We start from the raw sequence: 26,668 nt of genomic DNA on the forward strand, positions 1-26,668 counted from the left end.
GACTGAAACCGGCGGATATCCTGTACCTGATCAAATTTCAAAACTCAAACAACAACACTATGATGAAACAAATCCTTTGTTGCGCGACACTGATTCTTTCATTGAGCCTGTTCAGCTGCACGTCTGAACATTTCCTGAAAGAAACGAACTACCGCGCAAAAGTCGAGACCGACTTCCAGGCAAAGAAGGACATCCTGAACCAGGGGAACCTGTTTGCCGTCTTCGATTCACAGCTGACTACCCCGGAACGGGAAGCGCTGATGTTCCTGTATGCGTATATGACTCCGGGCGACATCGCCGACTATTCAGGCGAATTCTACCTGAACAACGTACGCCAGTCCCTCCAGCTCCGCAAGGAAAGTTCCTGGGGAAAGACCATTCCTGACCTGATATTCCGTCATTTCGTCTTGCCCATCCGGGTCAACAACGAAAACCTGGACAATGCACGCGAGGTATTCAGCAAGGAACTGTGGCCCCGTGTAAAGGACCTGTCCATGCTCGATGCCGTACTGGAGGTGAACCACTGGTGCCATGAAAAGGTGGTATACCAGCCTACCGATATCCGTACCAGCGCCCCGATGGCTACAGTCAAGACTGCCTACGGCCGTTGCGGCGAGGAATCCACCTTCCTGGTAGCCGCACTGCGTTCGGTAGGTATTCCGGCACGCCAGGTATATACACCGCGCTGGGCACACACCGACGACAACCACGCCTGGGTAGAAGCCTGGGTAGACGGACAGTGGCATTTCCTGGGTGCCTGCGAACCGGAACCGGTACTGGATTTGGGCTGGTTCAACGCTCCCGCCAGCCGCGGTATGCTGATGCACACCAAGGTATTCGGCGCTTACGACGGACCGGAAGACGTGATGCAGCAGACTGCCAACTTCACCGAAATCAACATCATCGACAACTATGCCACCAGCGCCAAGGTGGACGTTACCGTTGTCGATAAAGACCAGCAGCCGGTAAGCGGCGCCAACGTCGAGTTCAAGGTATACAACTATGCCGAATACTTCACCGTAGCCAAAAGAACCTGCGACGAAGGCGGACACACTTCGCTGTCTGCCGGATTGGGAGACATGCTGATTTTCGCTTCCGCCAACGGCCAGTACGGCATCCAGAAAGTATCGTTCGGCAAAGACAAGAACGTGGTGGTCGTAATGGACAAGACCGAAGGCACTCCGGTGGATATGACCGTCGACATTGTTCCTCCGGCAGAAAATGCCAAGATTCCGACTGTCACCCCCGAACAGCGCCAGGCCAACTCTGCCCGCATGGCCCACGAAGACTCTATCCGCCATGCGTATGAGGCTACCTTCCCTACCGAAGCATCGCTGCAGGCTTTTGCTGACTCGTTCAAGGATAAGTCTGCGGCTGTCATTGCCTTCCTGATCAAGTCGAGAGGAAACCACCAGGATATCCAGACCTTCCTGCAGAACGCGCAAGCCAAGAACATGGGCGAAAGAGCCCTGGCCTTGCTGGGCACCTTGTCCGACAAAGACCTGCGCGATACTCCTTGCAGCGTCCTGGAAGACCACCTGTACCAGACCAGCGATACCGCCAGTGTCACCGAAGTGCTGGCACCGCGCATCGAGAACGAACTGCTCACTCCGTACCGTTCGTACCTGAAACAGGCCATCCCTGCCGACCTGCAGGCCAAATTCAAGCAGAACCCGCAGGAACTGGTCAACTGGTGTAAGGACAGCCTGGTAATCCGCAACGACCTGAACACCCTGTCTACCGTCACTTCGCCGGCCGGAGTCTGGAAATCCCGCATCACCGATACCAAGTCACGCGAAATCTTCTTCGTGGCAGCGGCCCGCAGCCTCGAAATCGCGGCCTGGAAAGACGCTGTGACCGGAAACATCTACTACCGCGCCGGTCAGGAGAAACCGGTACATGTAGACTTCGACAACGCTACTGTAGGACATACAGCCGAAGGTACCCTGAAGATGAACTACAAGCCGATTACCCGTCTGTCCAACCCGAAATACTACGTTCATTTCAGTATCTCCAAGTTCAACAACGGAACCTTCCATCTGCTGAACTATCCCGAAGACGCTACCTGGGAATCCCTCTTCAAGGAAGGAACCAACATGGAAGCCGGCTATTACCTGCTGGTGACCGGTAGCCGTATGGCCGATGGCGGTGTCTTGAGCAACGTCACCTGCTTCACCGTCGAAGAAGGAAAAACCACCACTATCGATTTGGTGATGCGCGACAACGCCGAAGAAATCCGTGTTATTGGTAATGTCAATTCCGAGGCGAAGTTCCACCTGTTGGACGGCACGGAAACAACCATCCTGAATACAGCCGGCCGTGGCTATTTCATCGTAGGTATTCTGGGAGTAGGCGAAGAACCGACCAATCACGCGCTGAAAGACATCCAGCTGAAGAAAGAAGATTTCGAAAAATGGGGTCGTGGAATGATTCTGCTGTTTACCAGCGAGGAAGCTTATAAGAAGTTCGACAAGAAGAACTTCCCGAATCTGCCGTCAAACATTACATTCGGTATCGATACCGATGGCAGCATGCGGAAGATGATTGCTGAAAACATGAAGCTGACCCACGGAGGCCAGCTCCCTGTATTCATTATCGGTGACACCTTCAACCGGGTAGTATTCGAATCACACGGATACACCATCGGATTGGGTGAACAGATGATTCATGTCATCAAAGGACTGTAAGTGATTCGATGGTACGGCGTACACGTTCCGGGGTTGTAACCGGATGACTGTACTCGTCTATCTGAACCGCTCCTCCCATAGACAAAGCCGGGTTGCGTAACCGCATCCGGCTTTCTCTGTTTTCACGGGCAGAGAAATGGAATTCAGCAGCTCCGGTCTTGCGGGCCAGCTCGGCGATGTTCGATTCGTTCACCCCGCAACCCGGCATGATGATGATTCTGCCGGCAGCCTGCTTCACCAACTGGGCCAGCAGCTCGGCTCCCTGCGGCGCGGAAGGCTGCTGACCGGAAGTCAGGATGCGGTCGACACCCAGTTCCACCAGTTGTTCCAGGACTTCGGCCGGACGGGCTACATAATCGAATGCGCGATGGAAGGTGACAGACATTCCTTCGGCTGCCTTCATCAGCCGCTGCATGACCGGCATGTCCAGTTCACCGTCCGGAGTCAGACACCCGAAGACCACCCCGTCGGCACCGGCTTCACGGGCCATACGGATATCTTCTTCCATGATGTCCACTTCCAGCGGCGAGTAGAGGAAATCGCCTCCCCGCGGACGGATAATGACATGCAGCCGGATATCAATCAACTTGCGGGCAAGTCTGATTTCTCCCCACGAAGGAGTGGTTCCCCCTTCGGGCATCGAAGCACAAAGTTCCACACGGTGTGCGCCCCCCTGCTGGGCAGCCACACAACTTTCGGCCGAATTGGCACAGATTTCAAAGGTATAGTTCATAAGCTGTTTGTTTAAAAAATAATCCTGTTTATCGGAGCAGTCCATACGCTCCTTTGCAAAAATAACGAATTCCCGTCAGATTCTGAAGCCGGGAAACAGAAAAGCCATTTCCGGCCTCCGGACTCCTCACAGCCGGAACGCGTCGGAAATGGCTTTCTTTCTGTCTGTAAAAGATTATTCGCAGACGAAGGTGATTTCGCCGGCCTTGATCAGATCCTGGTGGGTAATGCGGTAAGCAGACGATTTCTTGTCACCCAGACGGATTTCCTTGATGTAGCCGTCGCCCCCTTCCTTCTTCAGCACCAGCTTGTCGGTTCCCCAATAGGCCGGGTCCAGCTTGATGGTCACCTTGTCGAAGGTAGGCAGGGTAAAGGTATATTCCGGAACGCCAGGACAGTCGGGATAAAAGCCCATCATGCTGAAGATGGCCCATGAAGACATGGTACCTGTATCTTCGTTGCCCGGTATGCCGTTCGGCTTCGTCGTGAAATGTTTCGCCAGCAGCTCTTTCACCAGCTTCTGTGTTCTCCATTCCTCGCCCTTGAAGTAGCTGAACAGGTACGGATAAGCGATGTCCGGTTCGTTGGCCGGGTCGTAGTAGTTCTTGTCGAACACCATCTGCAGCTTGTCGATGAACTTCTTCTGACCGCCCATCAGCTTGGCCAGTCCTTTGACATCGTGCGGCACATAGAAGGTATAGTTCCAGGAATTGCCTTCGTGGAAGCCCGGGCTCGGTTCGAAATTGGCTCCCTGCAGCGGGTCGAACGGAGAATAGAATTCACCGGATTGCAGAATCGGACGCAACGTACCGAATTCCTTGCAGTAATAATGCTTGTAACCCATCGAACGGTCGTAGAACATCTTGGCGTCTTCCTTCTTGCCCAGCGCCTTGGCCAAGGTAGACAACGAATAATCGGCGATGTAATACTCCAGCGCGTGCGAAACGGAATTGTCGAACTGAGATTCCATCGGACAGTAGCCGCGCTTGATGTATTCGTCGATGTCCGGACGCATCAGGTTGTCCTTGCCCGGCGTGGTAGCCGACTTGTACATCCCTTCGTAAGCCAGGTTGATGTCGAAGTCGCGCAGGCCCTTCATCCAGGAATCCACGATGACCGGAATGCTCGGGTCACCTTCCATGGTCAGGGTTTCCCGTCCGTACAACTCCCATTTCGGGAACCAGCCGTGTTCCTGGTACATGCCCATCATGGTCCGGATCATGTCCATCTGACGTTCCGGATAAACCAGGGTCATCAGCTGATGGACGTTGCGGTACGTGTCCCACAGAGAGAATACCGTATAGCGGTTATGCGTAGTGGTCAGGATGGAATCGCTTTCCATCATCGGATACTGGCCGTTCACGTCCTGCAGGATGTTCGGATGAATCATGGCGTGATACAGAGCGGTGTAGAAGACACCCTTCTGTTCCTCGGTTCCGCCTTCCACCAGGATACGGCTCAAGTCTTCGTTCCATTTTTCGCGGGCATCGGCACGCAACTGGTCGAAGGTCGTGCCGGCCGGCTGTTCGGTATCCAGGTTCAGGCGGGCGTTCTCGATGCTGACGAACGATACACCGATGCTGACTTCCAGGGTTTCGCCGGCCTGGGTGTTGTAGGTGAACCAGGCGCCGATGTCGTCGCCGCTCATCACGCGTCCGTAATTGGTATAGAGCTTGTATTTGCCGGCATCAGCATCCCACTGTGCCTCCACATCCATCGGACGCTGCATTTTCCAGTAACCGCGTTCTTCGGGCGCCTTGTGGATACGCATCACGAAATAAATCGGGAACACCGCCTGCGGATTGTAGCAGAACGTTCCCAGCAGCTTGGAGCCCTCTATCTCGCAGTCGTTCACGAAACGTACCGACGCGCCGCTCTCGTTGGTCAGTCCTTCTCCCAGATTCAGCAGGATATTGCTTTGACCGGCCGGGAAGGTAAAGCGGGCACGGCTGGTATGCAACGTAGCCGTCATTTCGCACTGCACATTGTACTTGGAAAGTTTGTTCCTGTAATAACCCGGTGTAGCTTCCTCATCCGTATACTCACTACCGTACTGACGATAGTTCACGTTCAGCTCGCCGGTCGTCGGCATCAGCAGCAAGGAGCCCAGGTCGGGACAGCCCACCCCGCTCAGGTTCACGTGCGAGAAGCCGGTGAGATACTTGTTGGTGACATCATAAGGCGTAGACCACCACTGCTTGTCCTTGTCAAACTTGTTCAGGTCCGACCCCATCACATTGAAGGGGGTGGCCGACATCATGCCTTGCGGAAGCACGGCACCCGGATTCGTCGTTCCGTAATTCGTCGTACCGACAAACGGGTTGACGTAATCCACCGGTTGTTCCTGGGCCGATACAGAAAGGAATGCCGTCAATGCGGCACCCAACAACATAAGTTTGGATTGTTTCATAGTTCCTGTTTAAATTTTGAGACAGCGGCACCGGCCCGAGGGCCGGCATCGCTGTCGGAGCAATTATTTTATCACGATTTCGTCCGTAAACAAGACACCGCCGAACTTGTCGCTCGCCAGGGCCTGGTAACGGACATAACGGGCTTTGGCAGAGCCTGTCCAACCGAAATTCTTGAACGTCACGGCATCGTCACGCACCACCTCGTGTTTCAGGTCGGCCAGTTGGGTATAGTTCTCACCGTCTTCCGAAACCGAAATGATGACCTGTGCCGGCATGAATACTTCCGGACCGCAAATCTGCATGAAGTCGGCGGCGATGGAGTGGATGTCTGTCACCTTTTCCAGGTCGATGACCACGTCCACCCGGTTCTTGGTCACGAAACCTTGCCACAACTTGTCGTTGTAGTTCCAGCCTCCCCGCAGACCGTCGGTCAGCGTCTTGTCGCCGTTGGCCGGATAGTTCTCCCAATACGGCGCGTTGTAAGTCACCTTCTTGCCGAGTCCCAAATGTTCAATCGGCTGCTGAGCCTCTTTCCGGTTACCGATTTCCTTGCTCAGGTCGAACGGATGATAGCCTTTCTGCTTCAGTTCCTCCACAATCTTCAAGGCACGTCCGTGGAAATCGTCCCACGAGCGGTTGTCCTGGGCCGACCATGCCACTTCGGCGATGGCCATCATGCGCGGATAAATCATGTATTCCACGTGTTCCGGAGTCGGAATGTATTCCGTCCACAGGTTGCCCTGTACTCCCGAAATGAGCTGTACCTTGTCGGCCGACAGCGTGTCCGGCACCGGGTTATAGCTGTATACCTTCTGGAGCGGAAGGTAACCGCCGATGGCTTCGGGCTGTGAATACGGCGCATCCTGATAGCCGTCCAGGTAGCAGAATTCACCCGGGCTCATGATGGCATGATGACCGGCATCCACCGCCTTCAGGCCCCCCTCGGTACCGCGCCAGGACATCACCGTCGCGTTCGGAGCCAGACCGCCGTCCAGAATTTCATCCCAGCCCAGCAGGTTACGGCCGTGGCTGTTCAGGAAACGTTCCATGCGGTGAATCAGGTAACTCTGCAGTTCGTTCACGTCCTTCAGCCCTTCTTCCTTCATGCGGGCCTGGCAGAGCGGACAGGTCTTCCACGATGCCTTTCCGGCCTCATCTCCCCCTACATGGATGTATTTCGAGGGGAACAGGTCCATCACTTCCAGCAGCACATTTTCCAGGAACTCGTAAGTCTTCTCGTTGCCGATACAGAAATCCGCCTGTTTGTACGGTTCGTGGGTACACGAAAGTTCCGGATAAGCGGTCAGTACCTCTTCCGAGTGGGCAGGCATCTCGATTTCCGGAATCAGCGTGATGTAATGCTGCTGCGCGTAGGCCACCAGTTCGCGAATGTCATCCTGGGTATAGTAACCGCCCTTTGCCTGCGGGTCGTTCTCCTCGCAGTACTTGCGGTCGCCGTTCCACCAGTCTTTCCATACCGCCTGCGGACGCCAGGCAGCAAACTGGGTCAGCCGCGGATACTTCTTGATTTCGATGCGCCAGCCGGCCGCATCCGTCAGATGCAGGTGCAGGCGGTTGATCTTGTAATAGGAAAGGATGTCCATCTGTTTCTTCACGAATTCCTTGTCGAAGAAATGACGGGAAACGTCCAGCATCATTCCCCGGTACGGGAAACGCGGCTCGTCCTTGATGGCGAGGGCAGGAAGCTGGGTGCCGTACTGCCCTTCCAACTGCAGCAGCGACTGTACGCCGTAAAAGAGTCCGGCACCGGAAAGCGCCGTGATTTCCACCTTCTTCGGAGTCACCGTCAGCCGATAGCCTTCCGGCGAGGTCATCCCCTCGATGGCCGGAACCACCTTCAGCACCACCTGCTGTTTGCTGGCCTCCTTCCTGGCTGCCTTCAGTTTCAGGCCGGATGCCTGCAGATAATCCGTCAGAATCTGCTTATCCGCCTGCGGAGCGTCTATCCACAAGGAAGTATTGTCCTTCCATACGAATTCACCTTGCAGGATGACCAGTTCGGACGGGACCGGAGTCAGGGCCGGACGGGTATCTGCTACAACAGCTGTTGCTGTGTACATCCCTGTACACAGCAACAAGGCTACAAATATTCTTTTCAGTTTCATGCGTTCATCAGTTCAGAATGAGTTCATCTACAAACAGGAATCCCGGATTGCCCTTACCGCCGTGCCAGCTTGGGATGCTGTGTTCCGGCTGTGCGAATACCTTCACATAGCGGGCCTTGACCGGTGTAAACTTCAGTTCGTGGGTATAAATCTGGTTCGGGTCTGTTTCCTTCATGGCCGGATAAGTTTCCGAAGCCACTTCCTTGAAGGTCTTGTTGTCGTCCGATACGGATACCTTGATGGCACGTGCGTCGAATACCCAGTCACCCTTCTCTACACAAGTATGCAGGGTAAGCGAACTGATTTCAGTCGGTTCTTTCAGGTCGATGACCGCTTCCAGATCGTTCTTGTAGAAAGCAATCCAGCGGCCGGTCTTGTAATTGTGGTTCCCCGTCATACCGTCCACCAGTACGGTGGCTCCGGTAAACTCATACTGCTTGTTGATAGGCTGCAGCATGGTGATAGGCTTCATGGAAGATTTGCTGAAGAAAATGGAATCAGTGGTGATGCGTGAATTGCCTTCCGGACGTACAGCCACCGTACGCAGCACACAAGGCTTGTCAATCTGTACCACGCCGTTATAAAGCTGTGAAGAAGCGCCCGGTTCAGAACCGTCCAACGTATAATGGATAGGAGCATTGTCGATGGTACGTGCTACGGCATCCAGCGTGCCTTTCTCTGTATTCGGTTTCAGTTCCAGCATCACATCGAAGATATGGGTAGCGTAGGTCCATCCTTTCTGCTTGTAGATATTCACCAACGGAATGATACGGCTCAGGAATTCATCGTAGTTCTTCTTTTCCGGAGCGCACCACTGTGATTCGCAGAGGGCAGCCATACGCGGCAATACCATGTACTGTACCTGCTTGAAGTCCGGAATGTATTCCGTCCACAGGTTGGCCTGCACACCGATGATGTATTTCTGTTCTTCCGGAGTCAGCGACTGCGGCATCGGTTCGTAGCTGTATACACGTTCCATAGGCAGGTAACCGCCGATGGCCAACGGTTCGCCGTCTACATCCTTCGTCTGGTAATAGTCAAAGTACAGGTAGGTGTTCGGAGTCATCACCACGTCATGTTTCTGCTTGGCCGCTTCGATACCGCCGCCTTCACCACGCCAGGACATGACTGTCGCATTCGGAGCCAGACCGCCTTCCAGCGTTTCGTCCCAACCGATCATCTGACGGCCGTTGGCGTTCAGGAACTCTTCGGCTTCATGAATCACGTAGCTCTGCAGACGTTCCTCCTTGGTATGCTGCTTGTCCGATTTCAAGCCCAGGGCCTTGATGCGTGCCTGACACTTCGGACAGGTTTCCCACTTCACCTTCGGACACTCGTCACCCCCTACGTGGATGTATTCCGACGGGAAAATCTGGATGATTTCGGCCAGTACGTCCTTGATGAACTGGATGGTCTGGTCGTTTCCGGCACACAGTACGTTGTCCGAAACGCCCCACTGGGTCCATACCTCATACGGACCGCCGGTACAACCCAGTTCCGGATAAGCGGCCAGTGCAGCCTGCATGTGTCCCGGCAGGTCGATTTCCGGAATGACGGTAATGTAGCGGTCTGCCGCATACTGTACGATTTCCTTGGCCTGTTCCTGGGTATAGAAACCACCGTAAGGCTTGCCGTCGTATTTGCCGGAGTTACGGCCGATGACCGTTTCCTTACGCTGTGAACCGATTTCGGTCAGCTTCGGATATTTCTTGATTTCGATACGCCATCCCTGGTCTTCCGACAGGTGCCAGTGGAAGCGGTTGATGTTATGCAGGGCCAGCATGTCGATGTACGTCTTCAGTTCATCCATCGAGAAGAAATGACGGCCCACATCCAGCATCATGCCGCGGTAGCCGAAACGTGGCTTGTCCACAATTTCTACAGCCGGGAATTCCACCTGACTGTCCGGAGCGGCGGACACAGACTTGCGCAGGGTCTGGATTCCGTAGAATACCCCTGCTTCGCTCGGAGCCGAAATGACGATGCCGTCGCTGTTCACCTTCAACTGATAGGCTTCCGGATTCTCGTCCTGCATGCCCAACTGAAGGGTAATGTCCCCTTCCCCCTCGGCGGTCTTCAGCACCATACCGGTCTGGTCTTTCAGGAAAGCGGCCAGGAATTCGGCGTTCTTCTGCATCTTGGCATTGCCGGCAGGATAGCCGATGACGGCTCCGCTCTTCAGTACGAACGGCGACTGCTGGGCGGTAGTAATCTGCAACGGGGCCGGTACTACCTCATAGTCGGCCACAACGGTGGGGGCGGACGAACATCCGGTCATCAGCAGACTGGCCAACGACAGTCCCCACAGGGTTGATTTGATTGATGTTTTCATGATACTTGTATAATAGTTAATAATTAATTGTTAATCGTTAATCGCTGACAAGGTTTCCGGTTCCCCAGGCCCCTCTTCCGAGTTAATTCAACGCGTTGATGGTGTGTACGGTCAGTTGTACGTCCTTCAGCGGGCGGCCGTCCGGCAAGTCGATGACCACCTTCTTCTGCTGTCCGGGCAGCAGGTCGAAGAAATTGTCGGAGAAACGGGCTCCCTGTTCCGGTATTTCGAGGAAGATGTCGCGCATGAGTTTCCTGGCCTTGAGCGTCACCTCACACTTGCCGTTTTTCTCCTTCACCTGATAGCTGAGTCCTTCCTTGGGCAACTGCTGGTCTTTCGCGTAGGCGAAGTAATAGATTTCATCGGACAGCACCTCTCCCCGCTTGTTCTTCAGCACCATGTGTATGAGCGAAGTGGCGGCCGGCCGTCCCTGCAGTTCCTGTTCCCAGTTCTCCTTGGCAAGGAGCAGCGAGGTATTGGCCGGCAGTTTTCCGTCTATCTTCCGCTTGCTGTAAACCTTGCCGTCGAAATCCATCAGTTCCAGGTTCAGGGTCACGTCTTCGTCCGTCAGCTTGTCCGACATCAGGTAATAGCACAAATCCTCGCCTTCCTTGATGGCATCCACCAGCACGGGGGCAAAAGCCCGTTGGGTCTGATACTGCATGGCCTTCCAGTTGCCGTAATAGTCGATAGACGACCACGATACCACCGGCCAACTGTCGTTCAACTGCCAGGCCAGCGAGCCCATGCAGTACGGGCGGTTGCGGCGGTGGGCCTCCATGCCGTGACGCATGCCCTGTCCTTGCAGCACCAGTCCCACATACACCAGGTCCTCGAACTTCTGGGGCACCTTGTAATACAGGGCCATCGTCTTCTGAATCAGGAAATTCCCGATGGTACTCTTCTGGTGGGCGTTCATCACCTCCGATTCCAGGGCATAGTCCTTCGGTTCGGCAAAAGTCCGGATGGTCTTCATCTCCGGGAAAGCCTGGAAACCGTACTCGCTCATGAAACGCGGAATCTCCGTATCGAAACTTTCGAAAGGTTTCTGTCCGTACCAGGTCCCCCAGTTGTGGCTGTCGGCTATCTTCCAGCTTTCCGGACGTCCCCAGTTGGCTTCGTACGGCGAACCGTGCATGTAAAAACGGTCCGGATCCAGTTCCTTGACGAGGGACGGCAGCAGTTGCCGGAACAGCACATCGTAGCCCCGGGTCATCTCGGCATAGATTTCGGGAGTGTATTTCTCTTTCCATCCCCAGTAGCGCATCCCTTCGTAGATTTCATTGTTCCCGCACCACATGGCCAGCGAAGCGTGGTTGCGCAGACGCTTGATGTTGTATGCCGCCTCTTCGGCCACCCGTTTCAGGAAAGTCGGGTCGTGCGGATACGTGGTACAGGCAAACAGGAAGTCCTGCCAGACGAGGATACCATGTCTGTCGGCTTCTTCATAGAATTTGTCGTCTTCGTAGATACCGCCTCCCCACACACGGATCAGGTTCATGTTCGACCGCTGCACGTCTTCCATCAGGCGGGCATAGCGTTCCGCTGTCACGTTCGGCAGCAGGGCGTCGTTCGGAATCATGTTCGACCCCTTGGCGAACAGCGGCTTTCCGTTCACTTCGAAATAGAAGGATTCTCCGTCCTTGTCCTTTTCCTTCACGACACGGATGCTGCGCAGCCCGATCTGTTCCTTCTGCGAGGCCACTTCACGGCCGTTCACCGTTACGGAAGCGGTAAAGTCATACAAGGCCGGTTCTCCCCAGCCGTTCGGCATCCACAGATGCGGCTGGTCGATGACCAACGGCAAGCAGATGCGGTTTTTTCCGGGAGCCAAACTGACCGTCTGTTCCAAAGTCTTTTCCACCCCCTTACAGGAATAGTCAATACGGACTACCGCCTGCTGTTCCTTATCGGTGACATTGGTCACTTCCAACTGGTTCTCCAGCCGTGCCTCCTGCTCGCTGATAGCCTGCTGACGCACGTAATAGTCATCGATGCGGGCATCGTCGTAGAAGACCAGCTTCACCGGCCGCCAGATGCCGGAAGTCACCAGCCGGATTCCCCAGTCCCAACCGTAGGAATACGGAGCCTTGCGGCTGTACACACTGACCCGCTTTTCCGCATGGTCGTTATCGGCCGGATAGTTGAACCCGTCGCTTTCCCACTGGGGCAGCGTCTCGTTCACGGCCGAGCGGAACCGGATCATCAGCCGGTTCTCTCCTTTCCGCAGCACCGGCTTCACCGGCAGCGTATATCCTACAAACATGTTGTCCGATTTCAGTAACAGCGAACCGTTCAAGTACACATCGGCATACGTGTCCAGTCCTTCGAAACGCAGTTCCGCGGCACCGCGCGCCAGTTGCGCCGAGTCCACCTGGAATACGGTACGGTACAGCCAGTTCTCTTTCTCCACCCACTGCACTTTTTCCTCATTCATGCCGAAAAACGGATTCTCCAGCTTTCCCTGGTTCATCAGGTCCTGATGTACCGTACCCGGTACTTGGGCCGGAAGCCATTCCTCCGCGCCCTCTTTCGAAAATTCCCAACCTTGGGTCAATGCCACAGTCTGCGGCTGTCCGTCGGCGGCTCCCCATACACTGGCTGCCGTCAGACCACACACCCAGGCCATGATGCTTCTTTTCCACATATCTCTATCGTTTAAATTTAGCTGATTCAAAATCGGGATATTATCAAAGACGCCTCTCCGTTTACCCAACGAATCCAAACCGATGTGACGTATTTTTCATAATATTCCAAATTCGGTAGTAAAATTAAGAAAAAAAACTTTATGTAGGCAAACATACTAAAATTATTTACAAATAAATTTGCGCAAAAACAAAAAAATCCGTTTGCGGAGCCCCTATACCCCAAAAAAAATGACGCCAGGCCGCTCCGGAAATCATCGGAAACGGCCTGGCGTCCATGGGGAAAACAAAAAAATCACCGCGCGACCTGAGCGGCTGCCGGTGACTGTGCGGTGGTACACCCATGGGGAGTCGAACCCCAATCGATGGAACCGGAATCCATTATTCTATCCATTGAACTATGGGTGCATGGCTGAATGCGGTCACAAAAGTACAATTATTCCCGATTCCATCCTAATAATCGGGCAAAAAAATTTCACGGAAAGAGAAATTGGGCAAATCTGCGAAGTCTTGCACATTCTTCCGGCGGTTCGGGTTACGCCCCTCCGCCCCCGGCTGCCGATCTTTGCCCGTAAAACCAGAAGCGGATATTCTATGAAACCAAACGTACAAAACCAGCACGCCCCAAAGGGAACCCCTTCATGGGCTTCCTGTGGGGAATCCTGATTGTCCTGTTCCTGAACTGGCTCATCTTCCCCAACCTGACCAACCGGAAAATAAACGTAACGGACTATGGCACCTTCATCGGAAAGATGGAGGAAGGGAAAATCAAGGAGGTCATGATCAAGAACAACCAGATTTACTTCACCGTGGCCGAAGACGGAGACCGGACCCAGACCTACCAGACGGGAGAAATCAACGACCCGCAACTGGTGGACCGCCTGTTGGAAGCCGAAAGCCCGAACCCCACCGGAAAAATAGCGTTCAACCAGATTGTACCGGAAGAGAATTCACCGATACTCAACTTCATACTCATGTGGATTCTGCCGGGGCTGATTTTCTACCTCATCTGGAAACAGGCCACCAACAGCATCCGGGCCCGCATGGGTTCCAACGGCGGAAACTTCATGTCGTTCGGAAGCAGCGGTGCCAAAATCTATGCGGACTCCGATGTCAAAACAACTTTTGCCGATGTAGCCGGGCAGAACGAAGCCAAAGAGACATTGACAGAAATTGTTGACTTCTTGCATAATCCTCAAAAATACACCGACATCGGAGCCTCTTTACCGAAAGGGGCCTTGCTGGTCGGCCCTCCGGGTACCGGGAAAACCCTGATAGCCCGTGCCGTGGCTGGCGAAGCCAAGGTTCCTTTCTTTGCCATCTCAGGCTCCGAATTCGTACAGATGTTCGTCGGAATGGGAGCCGCCAAGGTCAGAGACCTGTTCAAGCAGGCCAACGAGAAGGCGCCGTGCATCATCTTCATCGACGAGATAGACGCCATCGGCAAGCGGCGGGACGCTTCCTTCGGAGGAAACGACGAACGGGAACAGACCCTCAACCAGTTGTTGACCGAAATGGATGGATTCGATGGACGGAAAGGAGTAGTTATCCTGGCCGCAACCAACCGACCGGAAAGTCTCGACAAGGCGTTGCTGCGTCCTGGACGTTTTGACCGTCGTATACAGATGGAACTTCCGGACCTGGAAGGAAGAAAGGCCATTCTGGAAGTTCACCTGAAAAAAATCAAGCATGATAACATAGACATGGATTTAGTAGCTCGTGCCACAGCCGGTTCATCCGGAGCAGAATTGGCAAACATCGTAAACGAAGCGGCTTTGCGTGCAGTGCGAATGAAACGGAACAGAGTGACTACCAATGACCTGGAAGAAAGTGTAGAAACGGTCATTGCCGGAGCACAAAAAAAAGGAAAAGTCATTTCTACAGACGAAAAAAGAATCATCGCCTACCACGAAATCGGCCACGCCATGGTGGCGGCCATGCAGACCCATTCAGCTCCGGTCCATAAGATTACTATCATTCCCCGTACATCGGGAGCCTTAGGATACACCATGCAGGTAGACAACAACGAACAGGTACTGTTGAGCAAAGAAGACTTGTTCAACCGGATTGTTACCTATACAGGAGGACGTGCAGCCGAAGAACTCATTTGCAACACAGTCACTACAGAAGCCTCCAACGACATTGAGCAAGCTACCAAACTGGCACGGGCCATGGTAACAAGATATGGAATGAGCGAAACTTATGATATGATGGGACTTGAAACAGTAAAGAACGCTTATCTGGGTGGAGACACATCCCTTACCTGCTCTACCGATACGGCAACTGATATAGACCACGAAGTTTTACGCCTCATCAAGGAAGCTCATCAGAAAGCCAGAAAAATCATAACAGAAAATCTGGAAGCCATGCACCAGGCAGCAACATTTCTAATTGAAAAAGAGACTATTACAGGAGATGAATTCATGAGAATACTCCAACAGACAGAAAAACAATAGTTATATAGAACTACCGGAATCCGGAAAATAGGGTCATACCTTGTTCCGATATTCCAAAGGAGTATATCCGGTACGCTGCCTGAAAAAGCGTACGAACGAAGAAGGGGTAGAAAAGTTAAGCGCTTCGGATACCTGTTGTATGGTAAGAGAAGTTGTTTTCAGGTAACGTTTGGCAGCCAATACCACTACATCGTATACCCAGCTCAATAACGGGGATATCCGGTAGTCTGTTTTATTACAGTAGAAAGATATTTTGCTGTAACACACAGTCTGTCTGCATAGAACGATGCCGCCCGCTCAGTCTGATAATACTGCAAAAGTAAATCAAAGAATCGACGCGTCAACACTTCCGGTCTTGAATAGGTTTGTACTTCAGCATGTTCTATCCTTTCATAAGATGAAGACACCATAAAGATTATGGAATGCATCAGCGCATTTTTCACCAGTCCGACAGATATGCCCTCATTATACCGCTTTATCATCTTGCATAAAGCCTTGATATCTTCCGATACCAAATCCAATTGTAGACAAGGACAAACATCAGCCTTTTTAAGCATTTGAAAATCTGGAGGAACCGGCAAGGACAATATAAAATCGGTAGACAAAAGGAATATTTTCAGTTCCAGATCAGGTGAACAGGATACAACAGAAAAAAGCCGATGTGGCAAAACAACAAAAAAACCTCCGGAAGAAATCCGGATTCCGTATAATTAAGCTTAAAGAGCAAATCACCCTGAAGACCAAAACCGAAAATCAATCCATCAAACAGAAATGAACCTTCACATACATATCCGGTCAAGAAATCAGAGAATTCCATGACTACAAAACCATTTATCTTTACTTTTCTATCAAACATGTGCTTCAATTAAACAGAATCAACAGCAAATATACGGATTATTGCTGACCAGACTTCTCCAGCAATAAGATATATCACCAACTTTTCATATTCTACCTTCTACAAAAAATTTCTGCAATTATTTCGGTTTGTCAAACTACATTCGTTATCTTTGCACCGCAAAACTAACTCTTATACTTTTATACAATGCAAAGAACCAATTTTTTCAATAACAAGATAGTCAATACCCAACCCAGTTGGTGTATTACGATTCTTATTATCCAATGGTTCTCTGGTTTTGTCCAATTTTCAGCAGTCTGATTTATTCCACCATGCCAGCTAAAGGCATTCATGCAACTCTCTGACAGGATAGTTATACCCGTCTGTGAACTAGTTGCATTCTTCCCGTGTACTCTCAATACATACGGGATAAAACCGACTGTAAACAATCAAATTGAACATACTAACCGACTATTTTGATAATATGTTGTATCTAAGTATATTGATAATCGGTCTTCTGACAGGGACCTTCTGCCGCAAAATATCACTTTTCAAAAAACTGGACACTTCTATTTCAGCTACCATCTGGACCATGCTGTTTGTATTCGGTGTGTCCATCGGTTCCAACAAGGAACTGGTCAGCAATGTAGGAAACATCGGACTACAAGCCTTCATTCTAGCTTTCTGTGGCGTCGCAGGCAGCGTTCTGGCTGCCAGCATGGCATTCAGTCTGTTTTTCAAGAAGAAAGGAGGCCGTCATGAAAAATAATCTGATGATTGTAGGCTGTCTTTTAACAGGTATCCTTTGTGGCATGTATCTTGACATTCCATTTCTGCCTTATTGTAAGGACATTTCTTCCTATCTGTTGGCTTTTCTGGTTTTTCAGGCAGGCTTAAACCTGGGAGCCAATAGCGATTTCAACTATATGAAAGCCAATTTCCAATGGTCTTCCTTCCTGTTTCCGGTATTTACCATCGGAGGTACCTTACTGTTCTCAGCTTTGGCTAGTATCCTACTGGCCATGAATCTATGGGACGGCATGGCTATAGGATGCGGATTCGGCTATTACTCGTTATCATCCATCATGATTATCCAACTGAAAGAAAACGTAATAGGCATGGATCTGGCTTCTCAACTTGGAGCAATTGCCCTGTTGACCAATGTATTCCGAGAACTGTTCGCACTTATCGGAGCACCACTGTACGCCCATTGCTTCGGGAAATTGGCTCCGATTTCGGCGGCAGGCGTAACTTCCATTGATGTCTGCCTGCCAGCCATCAGCAAATATTCCGGACAGGAATTCATACCGATAGCCGTTATCCAAGGTATCGTACTGGAAATAGCTACCCCTATGCTGATTACATTTTTCTGTGGATAATACCATTACTGCATTATATTTGTCAGAATCAATACCATCCAGAAGAGAGCGCAATAATATCATAAATACGTAAAATAAAGATATAATTAAAACATTTTGCTACAAATACATAAAAATTTAGTTGCATATTTACAAATTATACCTATCTTTGTCGACGTATTTAAAAATTAAACCAAAAGAACATATGAGTTACCTGATAAAACCTGCTAACTATAAGCCACTGCTCGATATGAAACAGACCGAGCTAGGTATCAAACAGATTAAAGAATTCTTCCAACAGAACCTTTCATCTGAATTAAGATTACGCCGTGTAACAGCCCCTTTATTCGTATTGAAAGGAATGGGTATTAACGATGATTTGAGCGGAATAGAACGTCCAGTGTCATTTCCTATCAAAGATTTAGGCGAACAGCAGGCCGAAGTAGTACACTCATTGGCCAAATGGAAACGTGTTACCTTAGCCGATTATGAAATTGAACCGGGATATGGAATCTATACTGATATGAATGCAATCCGTGCGGACGAAGAATTAGGTAACCTGCACTCCTTGTATGTAGACCAGTGGGACTGGGAACGGGTCATCACCCCAGAACAACGGACCGTAGAATTTCTGAAAAGCATCGTTACCCGTATTTATGCTGCTATGCGCCGCACAGAATACATGATTTGCGAAATGTATCCTCAAATCAAATCTTTCCTGGCACACGATATTCAGTTCATTCACTCGGAAGAACTGCTTCAGATGTATCCTGACAAGACTGCCAAGGAACGTGAGAACCTGATTGCCAAACGTTACGGTGCTGTATTCATTATCGGTATCGGAGGTAAACTGAGTAACGGCGAACCGCATGATTTACGTGCTCCAGACTATGACGACTATTCTACCATCGATCCGAATACCGGGCTGCCGGGATTGAACGGTGACCTCGTGGTATGGAACGATGTGTTGGGACGGGCCTTCGAACTTTCGTCCATGGGTATCCGTGTAGACAAGGAAGCACTGCTCAGACAGCTGGAAGAAACAGGCAAGCAAGACCGTCTGAAACTATATTTCCATAAGAGACTGATGGAAGATACATTACCGTTAAGTATCGGTGGAGGTATCGGACAGTCACGCCTGTGTATGCTTTACCTGAAAAAAGCACATATCGGTGAAATCCAGGCCAGTATCTGGCCGGAAGACATGCGCAAAGAATGTGCTGCCATTGGCATGCCACTGATTTAATGCATATACAAGTTCCCAAGTACGCGGGATACGGGTTATCGGTCTTTCAACAATCAGCCGATAACCCGTATTGTTTTTAAACAGAAAGAAGTCATTTTACTGAATAAATCGTATCTTTACCTGCTGAATATCTAATAATCGGAAAACTATGAACGTACAGATAGAAGAAAGTTGGAAACAAGTATTAGCTACAGAATTTGAAAAAGATTATTTCGTCAAACTGACGGATTTCGTACGACATGAGTACCAGACAACAACTGTATATCCCCCAGGAAAACTCATATTCAATGCCTTCAACCTATGCCCCTTCAATAAGGTGAAAGTAGTTATCATCGGTCAAGACCCTTATCATGGTCCGGGACAGGCACACGGACTCTGCTTTTCGGTAAACGAAGGAGTTCCACAACCGCCCTCGTTACAGAATATCTTCAAAGAAATACACGATGATTTGGGAACCCCGGTACCCTCTTCGGGGAATCTGACCCGTTGGGCAGAACAAGGAGTTCTTTTACTGAATGCCACTTTAACGGTGCGTGCCCATCAAGCAGGTTCCCACCAACGTCAAGGTTGGGAAGAATTTACTGATGCTGCAATACGCACACTGGCAGAGAATCGGGAACATCTGGTCTTCATTCTATGGGGAGCCTATGCACAGAAGAAAGGAGCCTTCATTGACCGCAACAAACATCTGGTATTAACCTCTGTACATCCATCTCCCCTATCAGCATACCATGGATTTTTCGGGAACAAACATTTCAGCAAAACTAATGAATACCTGATTGCACATGGAGAAACTCCTATCAACTGGTAATCTGAAAATAAAAGAACAAGCAAACGATGAAACCCACCAACATGTATATCCATCTGAAAGGACTAAAAATCTATGCCTATCACGGTGTACTTCCACAAGAGAATAAAATAGGAGCTGAATATAACATCGACTTACAACTGAAAACAGATTTCACGAAAGCCGCAGATACCGACCAACTGGAAGGTACAGTTAATTACGCAGCAGTTTTTGAAACAGTCAAAGCAGAAATGGCCGCTCCTTCCAAACTACTGGAACATGTTTCCTGTAGAATTGCCCGACGACTACTTCTAGACTTCCCCATTGAAGAAGTAAAAATAGCCCTATACAAACAGAATCCTCCCATGGGAGCCGATTGCCAACAGGTAGGAATAGAAGCCACTTATCGGAAATAATAAAATGTCCTCACGTTTATGAAATGACTCCAAAGATAAAATCTGAGGAACAAGTTTCATATCCGTGAGGACATTTTATTTTATATAAACACCGGTTAACGGGCTATTCTACGCAAACGAATACGCAAATTAGACAACTCCATATCCGCATGAGCCGATGCCGGATTATGAGCCTTGACAGTAATGGCATGTGACTTTTGGTTAGAAGTATCCAAAATATCAAAATCCTGACGATAAATAACCGGTTTTGGGGCTGGACGAAGCAAGTAACCTGTTTTTTCTTCAAAACGGTTGTATACACACAATACAACCTGATTGTCACCTTTCTTCAACGGAAGCAATACCTTTTCGGTACGGAAAGTACAACGATAAGGATTCAAATGCTTTAAAATCGACTTCCCGTTCAAGTAGATTTCGATTCCGTTTCCTGCACCTACTTCCACCAGAATCAGTTGATCGGCAGGAGACTGAATATTCTGCATAACATAATAGGTAGACAAGATATCACTCGCAAATTCATCCTGCTCTTTATCAGTTTCTTTCCATTGGCTTCTACGTGCAGGAGGATTGTTCAAGTCTGTTTGCAGTGTAGAAGGTGTATCAAACAGTCCACTACCCGGACCGCAAATATAACGTTTTCCCCAAACTGTACCGTTAGCCGGTTCCAGAGATTCTGCCTTTCCCCCTTTCAAAGTAACAGTATAAGATTTACCGTCCACCGATAAATCTATGGTTCTGTCTACCTCTTGGTCTGTATAAATGAACTGCAGCTGTTTCAGCAGATTCTGTTCTACATTCCAATTATAAGCCACTGCACTCCGGTAATTACTATAATAGTCAAAACAAGAATAACTATAATCCGGTGTGGCGTTAAGAGCAGTCAAAGTCATGCCTTTCACAGGAAGTGCTGGCTGCACTTCAACCGGTTTGTCCAGTTCCAAAGTCAAGACATGAATGGTAGAATCATTATAGGCAGATGCCGGAATAGACACAGAAATCTCATCGCCATATTGCAGATACATGGCCATCTTGCCGTCACCTTTCCGAAGCTTGTATCCTGGCATATCCAGCAGGATTTTACCATCCTTCGGATACTTGCCAGAAAGAATCAGGTAAAGTTTGTTGTCTTTTCGGGTAACAGTACCCCATTCGAAACTCTTCGGAAAAGGTGAAGCTTCTGTCTGATAAATAGCATAACCGTATTTATCCAACCAACTTCCGATAGATTCCAACACATCTTTTTCGAAAGGAACTATGCTTCCATCTCCCTTCGGACCGATATTTAACAGGAAATTACCTCCATGAGATACAACATTGGTCAGCTGGCAGAGTTTCTGGTAAACCTTATCTTTCACCTCTCCACGTTCCTGCCAGGAACGGTAGCTCCAAGTTTCATCAAACATAGAAGCTGCTGTCTGCCAGGGTGTATGTAACGAACCTTCCGGGTAAGCATTATCTGCCATCACACAGAAATCATACTGGTCATTACCTATACGTCCGCTCACCATACAGTCCGGCTGTAATTTATGTACCAATGCATAAAGTTCCTTGCTCTGTTCGGGAGTATTCGAACCCATATCAAACCAGAATTCAGAAATCGGGCCATAATTGGTCAGCAATTCCGTAATTTGTGCCTTAGAGAATTCCTGATGCTTTTCCGGTACAAAATCACAATTATGGTCTGACATAGGCGAAGCATACGGGAAATTCCAGTCAATGATAGAAAAATAAAGCCCAAAACGGATACCGGCCCGCTTACATGCATCCGAAAGTTCTTTCACGAAATCCCGTTTACAAGGAGTAGCATCGTAAGAATTATATGTGGTTGTGGCAGTATGGAACATACAGAAACCGTCATGATGTTTGGAAGTAAGCACAACGGATTTCATACCTCCCCGCTTGGCTAGTGCCACAATAGAATCTGCATTGAACTGAGTCGGATTAAAATCCTTTGCCAACTGCATATATTCTTCTTTCGGGATTTTAGCAAAAGCCTGTATTTGTTCACTGTAACCGTAAGTAACCGGCTGTCCTTTCCATACCCCCCCTGGTAAAGAATAAAGCCCAAAATGAATAAACATGGAATACTTGTTTCCATGCCAAGTCTTCAACGCTTCCGGAGCGATTTGTGCCTGCACGATTCCGGCCAGGACACATACTAAGAAAGTGAAAATAATTTTTTTCATAGTACGGATAAATAATGTTTTTTAGGAACAAAGATAATCACTTCTTTGTTTTTTCAGCCTTTTCTCTGTGATTTTTATAAGTTTTTTCAGAAAGAAGTATATGAAGACAACAATAACAGAGTGCCAAGCCATTCATCCGAAAACAGAAAGCCCCAGAAATCAAAGCGAACCAATCCAGTCCGATGACTTCCGGGGCATCATTCTATCAGATAAAATGTATCTTAATCTGTTTACTCATCCAATAACAGTTCCATAACCTGACAAGCAGATTTGGCAACTGATGTTCCTGGACCAAAAATAGCTACTACACCGGCCTTGTACAAGAAATCATAATCCTGTGCCGGGATAACACCTCCTGCAAATACCAGAATATCTTCACGACCCAGTTTCTTCAGTTCTTCGATAATCTGTGGAATCAAGGTCTTGTGTCCGGCAGCCAGTGATGATACACCTACTGCGTTCACATCGTTTTCAACGGCTTCACGGGCAGCTTCTTCCGGAGTCTGGAACAACGGTCCCATATCTACATCATAACCGCAATCGGCAAATCCGGTAGCAACTACTTTCGCACCACGGTCGTGTCCGTCCTGTCCCATCTTGGCTATCATGATACGCGGACGACGGCCTTCTTTTTTCGCAAATTCTTCGGTCAGTTCGCAAGCTCTTGCAAAATCTGCATCCTTTTTACTTTCTGATGAATACACGCCTGATATAGTTCTGATTATCGCTTTATAACGTCCGACAACTGCTTCGCAGGCATCGGAGATTTCTCCTAAAGTAGCCCGAACACGTGCAGCTTCTACAGCCAGTTCCAGCAAGTTTCCTTTACCGGTCTTCACACATTCAGTTATGGCAGCCAATGCCTTATCTACCTCTTCCTGATTACGACCTTCCTTTAAACGACGCAGGTTTTCAATCTGTTCCTGACGTACCGCCGTATTATCTACTTCCAGAATATCAATCGGATCTTCTTTCTCCAGACGATACTTATTGGTACCTACAATGGTCTGTTCACCTGAGTCAATACGTGCCTGGGTACGTGCAGCCGCTTCTTCGATACGCATCTTCGGAATACCGGTTTCAATCGCTTTAGCCATACCACCCAATCGTTCGATTTCCTGAATGTGTTCCCATGCCTTATGGGCCAGTTCATTGGTCAGAGCCTCTACATAATAAGAACCACCCCACGGATCAACATTCTTGCAGACCTGAGTCTCTTCCTGAATATAAATCTGGGTATTACGGGCAATACGTGCCGAGAAGTCTGTAGGAAGTGCGATAGCCTCATCCAGTGCATTGGTATGCAATGACTGAGTATGCCCCAATGCGGCAGCCATAGCCTCAATACAGGTACGACCTACATTATTGAACGGGTCTTGTTCAGTAAGCGACCAACCTGAAGTCTGTGAGTGAGTACGCAATGCCAAAGACTTCGGATTCTTCGGATTGAACTGTTTCACGATCTTGGCCCACAGCATACGGGCAGCACGCATCTTGGCTATCTCCATAAAATGATTCATACCGATAGCCCAGAAGAAAGACAAACGAGGAGCAAATGCATCAATATCGATGCCGGCTGCAATACCGGCACGGAGGTATTCCAATCCATCGGCCAGTGTATAAGCCAATTCAATATCAGCCGTAGCTCCGGCTTCCTGCATATGGTAACCCGAAATAGAAATGGAGTTGAATTTCGGCATTTTCTGTGAAGTATATTCAAAAATGTCTGAAATAATCTTCATAGAGAATGCAGGCGGATAGATATAAGTATTACGTACCATGAATTCTTTCAAGATATCATTCTGAATGGTACCGGCCATTTCTTCCAGTTTAGCTCCCTGCTCCAATCCGGCATTGATATAAAATGCCATAATAGGCAGTACCGCACCGTTCATGGTCATGGAGACAGACATTTTGTTCAAAGGAATACCATCGAACAAAACTTTCATGTTCTCTAATGAACAGATAGATACTCCTGCTTTACCCACATCTCCTACTACACGCGGATGGTCAGGGTCATATCCACGATGGGTAGGTAAGTCGAATGCGACAGACAAACCTTTCTGTCCGGAAGCCAGATTACGGCGATAGAATGCATTCGATTCCTCGGCTGTAGAAAAACCGGCATACTGACGGATAGTCCACGGACGGAACGTATACATCATGGAATAAGGTCCACGCAGATACGGTGGGATACCAGCCGCATAGTTCAGGTGTTCCAGACCTTCCAGGTCTTCTTTCGTATAGACCGGCTTGACCTGAATCTGTTCCGGTGTCTTCCAGTTGGCTGTGATGCCGTTGGCTTTCTGCCATTCCATGCCGTTCTGTGGCTGGAATCCGGCATATATATCGATGTTTCTGAAATTTGGTTTCATAGCTTTACTTAATTCCTAACTTTTCGTTATACGATTTCAAGGTCTCCAAAACATTGCAACGAACATGAATGAAATTTTCAATGCCGGCTGCCTTCAGTTCTTCCATACAGGCCGGTGCTCCGGCTACAATGAACAGGACTTTATCTTTCAGCAGTTCATAAGCAGGAACAGCATATTGAGCATATTCGTCATCACTGGAACAGATAACTACAATATCTGCCTGAGCCTTCAAGGCAGCTTCAGCACCCTCTTCTACTGTTGCAAACCCAAGGTTATCGATAACTTCATAACCGGCACAAGCCAGGAAGTTGCAAGAGAACTGAGCACGTGCCTGACGCATAGCCAGGTTACCGATGGTCAGCATGAATGCTTTCGGACGTTTTCCGGAATGCTCCGTCTGTAAACGTAAAGCCTCGAATTCACTGGCGGCACGGTCTGTATTCAAGCTGGCAAAGGCTGCTTCATTTTCATGACCTCCACAGCCACAACAGCAACTTACCGGCATCTTTCCTTCTGCCCGCTCACTGAAATTCGGATATTGATTGGTTCCAAGCAGAATTTCCTTCCGTTTTGAAACGGCTTCATGACGTGCTTTATTGCTGGCATTCACAGTATCCTGTACTGTACCTTGCTGAATAGCAGCCAACATACCTCCGGCATCTTCTGTCTCCAGGAAGAGATTCCAGGCCTGCTGAGCAATAGCGACAGTCAGATTCTCAATATAATAAGAGCCACCTGCAGCATCAACAATACGGTTCAGGTGTGCTTCCTCTTTCAACAGCAACTGCTGATTACGTGCAATACGTTCCGAGAATTCATTCGGAGTTTCATAAACCTTATCGAATGGAGTTACTGTAATAGAATTTACACCGGCAATAGCCGCGCTCATAGCTTCTGTCTGTGTACGAAGCAGATTTACATGCGCATCGAACAAGGTAAGATTGAAAGTAGAAGTTTCTGCATGTGCTACCATCTTGCAAGCACATTCTTCAGTCGGACCGTAAGCCTTTACAATATCGGCCCAGAGCATACGTGCAGCACGGAATTTGGCAATTTCCATGAAATAATTGGAACTGATGCCGAAGTTGAATTTGATTTTCCGAGCTGCCAGGTCGACAGGAATACCCGCTTCTACCAATGCATTCAAGTAATAATTTCCCCACGCCAATGCATATCCCAATTCCTGATAGATATACGCTCCAGCATTATTCAATTTGAGAGAATTTACAGCAATGCAGCGGAATTTAGGAAACGGAGCGAGTACTTTTACCAGTTCTGCTCCCTTGGCAACGATACCACTCAGATCTTTCCCTTTTTGCAGCATCTTGCTTATCGGGTCGAAATTGACAGAACCTTGTATCTTTTCCGGGTCATATCCTTTTTCTTTGAAATATGCCACCAGTAACTCTGCCAACTGGAGGGTATGACGCTGACAAGTAGTGAAGTTCAATTCAATGCATTCACAACAGATATCTTTCAGTAAAGTACGGATAAAATCAGCATCCAGTGCTTTGGCCGGTACATGGAAACCTAAAGAGTCAATACCTTTGTTCAGAATGCCAAGTGCCTTGGCATTGGCTTCGGCCGGATCGTCCACCCGGATATCCTGCCGGATAAACCAAGTGTTGTCATCTTTCTTGATTCCACGAAGATAAGGATATTGTCCAGGCAATCCATCGGTAGTCTTTAGTCCTTCCAGATCCTCCTGACGATAGAAGGGTTTGACTTTGAATCCTTCATTGGTTTTCCACACCAACTTCTTTTCGTAATCAGCCCCTTTCAGATCCACTTGAATTTTGTCCATCCATTCCTGGGTAGACACTGGAGGAAAGTCAGAAAAGAGTTTTTCTTTACTATCTGCCATAGTGATGAGTGTTTTTATGTTTAATTAGATCTAATGATATTTTTCTCAGACAGGACGAATCCTGTACACTGTATAGGCAAATATACTAAAATCTTCTGATGTTTGTCTTTTTTGATGGAAAAATGCTCACCCCCTAAACATTTATTGGATATTTCTTTGATTTTTTCTCTAGAAACCATACTTGAAAGGAGCAAAAGCCCGTCAATTTCATT

The 26,668-nt window shown here is 49.1% G+C and carries 16 protein-coding genes and 1 tRNA gene; 7 read left to right on the top strand and 10 right to left on the bottom strand.

Annotated elements, in window-relative coordinates; all coding sequences use genetic code 11:
* Positions 1–59: 59 nt before the first annotated feature.
* The gene (locus C510_RS0110855; RefSeq protein WP_034776327.1) at positions 60–2,687 is read left to right on the top strand and encodes a transglutaminase-like domain-containing protein; all 2,628 of its coding nucleotides are present in this window, start codon (positions 60–62) and stop codon (positions 2,685–2,687) included.
* Here the strand turns inward: C510_RS0110855 and C510_RS0110860 are convergent.
* From C510_RS0110860 to C510_RS0110885, 6 genes are all read right to left on the bottom strand, one after another.
* Complete coding sequence (locus C510_RS0110860; protein ID WP_026320192.1) at positions 2,674–3,420, bottom strand: copper homeostasis protein CutC; 747 nt, start codon at positions 3,418–3,420, stop codon at positions 2,674–2,676. The two genes, C510_RS0110855 and C510_RS0110860, sit on opposite strands and share 14 nt — an antisense overlap.
* Before the next feature lie 174 nt (positions 3,421–3,594).
* A complete protein-coding gene (locus tag C510_RS0110865) occupies positions 3,595–5,829 on the bottom strand; it encodes a GH92 family glycosyl hydrolase (protein ID WP_025892656.1) in 2,235 nt (744 codons plus the stop codon).
* A 63-nt stretch (positions 5,830–5,892) separates the two neighbouring features.
* Complete coding sequence (locus tag C510_RS0110870) at positions 5,893–7,911, bottom strand: glycoside hydrolase family 20 protein (RefSeq protein ID WP_018711371.1); 2,019 nt, start codon at positions 7,909–7,911, stop codon at positions 5,893–5,895.
* 52 nt (positions 7,912–7,963) lie between these two features.
* Positions 7,964–10,288 (bottom strand): glycoside hydrolase family 20 protein, encoded by a 2,325-nt coding sequence (locus tag C510_RS0110875; protein ID WP_025892654.1) that lies wholly within the window; start codon positions 10,286–10,288, stop codon positions 7,964–7,966.
* Between the two features lie 82 nt (positions 10,289–10,370).
* A complete protein-coding gene (locus C510_RS0110880) occupies positions 10,371–12,935 on the bottom strand; it encodes a beta-mannosidase (RefSeq protein WP_018711373.1) in 2,565 nt (854 codons plus the stop codon).
* A gap of 331 nt (positions 12,936–13,266) precedes the next feature.
* A tRNA-Arg gene (locus C510_RS0110885) sits at positions 13,267–13,341 on the bottom strand.
* A gap of 233 nt (positions 13,342–13,574) precedes the next feature.
* On the opposite strand from C510_RS0110885, the gene ftsH reads away from it, so the two are divergent.
* Positions 13,575–15,389, top strand: a complete 1,815-nt coding sequence (ftsH, locus tag C510_RS0110890; protein WP_018711374.1) for an ATP-dependent zinc metalloprotease FtsH — start codon at positions 13,575–13,577, stop codon at positions 15,387–15,389.
* A 33-nt stretch (positions 15,390–15,422) separates the two neighbouring features.
* Here the strand turns inward: ftsH and C510_RS17165 are convergent, their stop codons facing one another.
* On the bottom strand, positions 15,423–15,596 hold the full coding sequence (locus C510_RS17165; RefSeq protein ID WP_018711375.1) for a helix-turn-helix domain-containing protein: 174 nt from the start codon (positions 15,594–15,596) through the stop codon (positions 15,423–15,425).
* A gap of 1,112 nt (positions 15,597–16,708) precedes the next feature.
* On the opposite strand from C510_RS17165, the gene C510_RS0110910 reads away from it, so the two are divergent.
* From C510_RS0110910 to folB, 5 genes are all read left to right on the top strand, one after another.
* Entirely contained in the window at positions 16,709–16,993 is a 285-nt protein-coding gene (locus C510_RS0110910) for a LysO family transporter (RefSeq protein ID WP_018711378.1), read from the top strand.
* On the top strand, positions 16,983–17,603 hold the full coding sequence (locus C510_RS0110915; RefSeq protein ID WP_018711379.1) for a LysO family transporter: 621 nt from the start codon (positions 16,983–16,985) through the stop codon (positions 17,601–17,603). Before C510_RS0110910 ends, C510_RS0110915 begins: the two co-directional genes overlap by 11 nt.
* Before the next feature lie 184 nt (positions 17,604–17,787).
* Complete coding sequence (asnA, locus tag C510_RS0110920; RefSeq protein WP_018711380.1) at positions 17,788–18,828, top strand: aspartate--ammonia ligase; 1,041 nt, start codon at positions 17,788–17,790, stop codon at positions 18,826–18,828.
* 148 nt (positions 18,829–18,976) lie between these two features.
* Positions 18,977–19,639 carry a uracil-DNA glycosylase gene (gene ung / locus C510_RS0110925; protein ID WP_018711381.1) on the top strand — a complete coding sequence of 221 codons (663 nt, stop codon included), beginning with the start codon at positions 18,977–18,979 and terminating at the stop codon, positions 19,637–19,639.
* A 26-nt stretch (positions 19,640–19,665) separates the two neighbouring features.
* Positions 19,666–20,031, top strand: a complete 366-nt coding sequence (gene folB, locus C510_RS0110930; protein WP_018711382.1) for a dihydroneopterin aldolase — start codon at positions 19,666–19,668, stop codon at positions 20,029–20,031.
* Between the two features lie 95 nt (positions 20,032–20,126).
* Here the strand turns inward: folB and C510_RS0110935 are convergent, their stop codons facing one another.
* The 3 genes from C510_RS0110935 to mutA all read right to left on the bottom strand — a co-directional run bounded on the left by C510_RS0110935 (position 20,127) and on the right by mutA (position 26,456).
* Positions 20,127–22,217 (bottom strand): alpha-L-fucosidase, encoded by a 2,091-nt coding sequence (locus C510_RS0110935; protein WP_018711383.1) that lies wholly within the window; start codon positions 22,215–22,217, stop codon positions 20,127–20,129.
* 230 nt (positions 22,218–22,447) lie between these two features.
* Positions 22,448–24,592 carry a methylmalonyl-CoA mutase gene (gene scpA / locus C510_RS0110940; RefSeq protein WP_018711384.1) on the bottom strand — a complete coding sequence of 715 codons (2,145 nt, stop codon included), beginning with the start codon at positions 24,590–24,592 and terminating at the stop codon, positions 22,448–22,450.
* Between the two features lie 4 nt (positions 24,593–24,596).
* Entirely contained in the window at positions 24,597–26,456 is a 1,860-nt protein-coding gene (mutA, locus tag C510_RS0110945; protein WP_026320196.1) for a methylmalonyl-CoA mutase small subunit, read from the bottom strand.
* Between the last annotated feature and the right edge of the window lie 212 nt (positions 26,457–26,668).

It is taken from the genome of Phocaeicola barnesiae DSM 18169 = JCM 13652 (assembly GCF_000374585.1).
GTDB classification, from domain to species: Bacteria; Bacteroidota; Bacteroidia; order Bacteroidales; family Bacteroidaceae; genus Phocaeicola; species Phocaeicola barnesiae.

What these genes read in the sequence shown, in the direction of transcription:
- C510_RS0110855 (WP_034776327.1), top strand. Translation starts at nt 60, where the DNA reads ATGATGAAACAAATCCTTTGTTGCGCGACACTGATTCTTTCATTGAGC.
- C510_RS0110860 (WP_026320192.1), bottom strand. Translation starts at nt 3,420, where the DNA reads ATGAACTATACCTTTGAAATCTGTGCCAATTCGGCCGAAAGTTGTGTG.
- C510_RS0110865 (WP_025892656.1), bottom strand. Translation starts at nt 5,829, where the DNA reads ATGAAACAATCCAAACTTATGTTGTTGGGTGCCGCATTGACGGCATTC.
- C510_RS0110870 (WP_018711371.1), bottom strand. Translation starts at nt 7,911, where the DNA reads ATGTACACAGCAACAGCTGTTGTAGCAGATACCCGTCCGGCCCTGACT.
- C510_RS0110875 (WP_025892654.1), bottom strand. Translation starts at nt 10,288, where the DNA reads ATGAAAACATCAATCAAATCAACCCTGTGGGGACTGTCGTTGGCCAGT.
- C510_RS0110880 (WP_018711373.1), bottom strand. Translation starts at nt 12,935, where the DNA reads ATGTGGAAAAGAAGCATCATGGCCTGGGTGTGTGGTCTGACGGCAGCC.
- ftsH (WP_018711374.1), top strand. Translation starts at nt 13,575, where the DNA reads ATGGGCTTCCTGTGGGGAATCCTGATTGTCCTGTTCCTGAACTGGCTC.
- C510_RS0110910 (WP_018711378.1), top strand. Translation starts at nt 16,709, where the DNA reads ATGTTGTATCTAAGTATATTGATAATCGGTCTTCTGACAGGGACCTTC.
- C510_RS0110915 (WP_018711379.1), top strand. Translation starts at nt 16,983, where the DNA reads ATGAAAAATAATCTGATGATTGTAGGCTGTCTTTTAACAGGTATCCTT.
- asnA (WP_018711380.1), top strand. Translation starts at nt 17,788, where the DNA reads ATGAGTTACCTGATAAAACCTGCTAACTATAAGCCACTGCTCGATATG.
- ung (WP_018711381.1), top strand. Translation starts at nt 18,977, where the DNA reads ATGAACGTACAGATAGAAGAAAGTTGGAAACAAGTATTAGCTACAGAA.
- folB (WP_018711382.1), top strand. Translation starts at nt 19,666, where the DNA reads ATGAAACCCACCAACATGTATATCCATCTGAAAGGACTAAAAATCTAT.
- C510_RS0110935 (WP_018711383.1), bottom strand. Translation starts at nt 22,217, where the DNA reads ATGAAAAAAATTATTTTCACTTTCTTAGTATGTGTCCTGGCCGGAATC.
- scpA (WP_018711384.1), bottom strand. Translation starts at nt 24,592, where the DNA reads ATGAAACCAAATTTCAGAAACATCGATATATATGCCGGATTCCAGCCA.
- mutA (WP_026320196.1), bottom strand. Translation starts at nt 26,456, where the DNA reads ATGGCAGATAGTAAAGAAAAACTCTTTTCTGACTTTCCTCCAGTGTCT.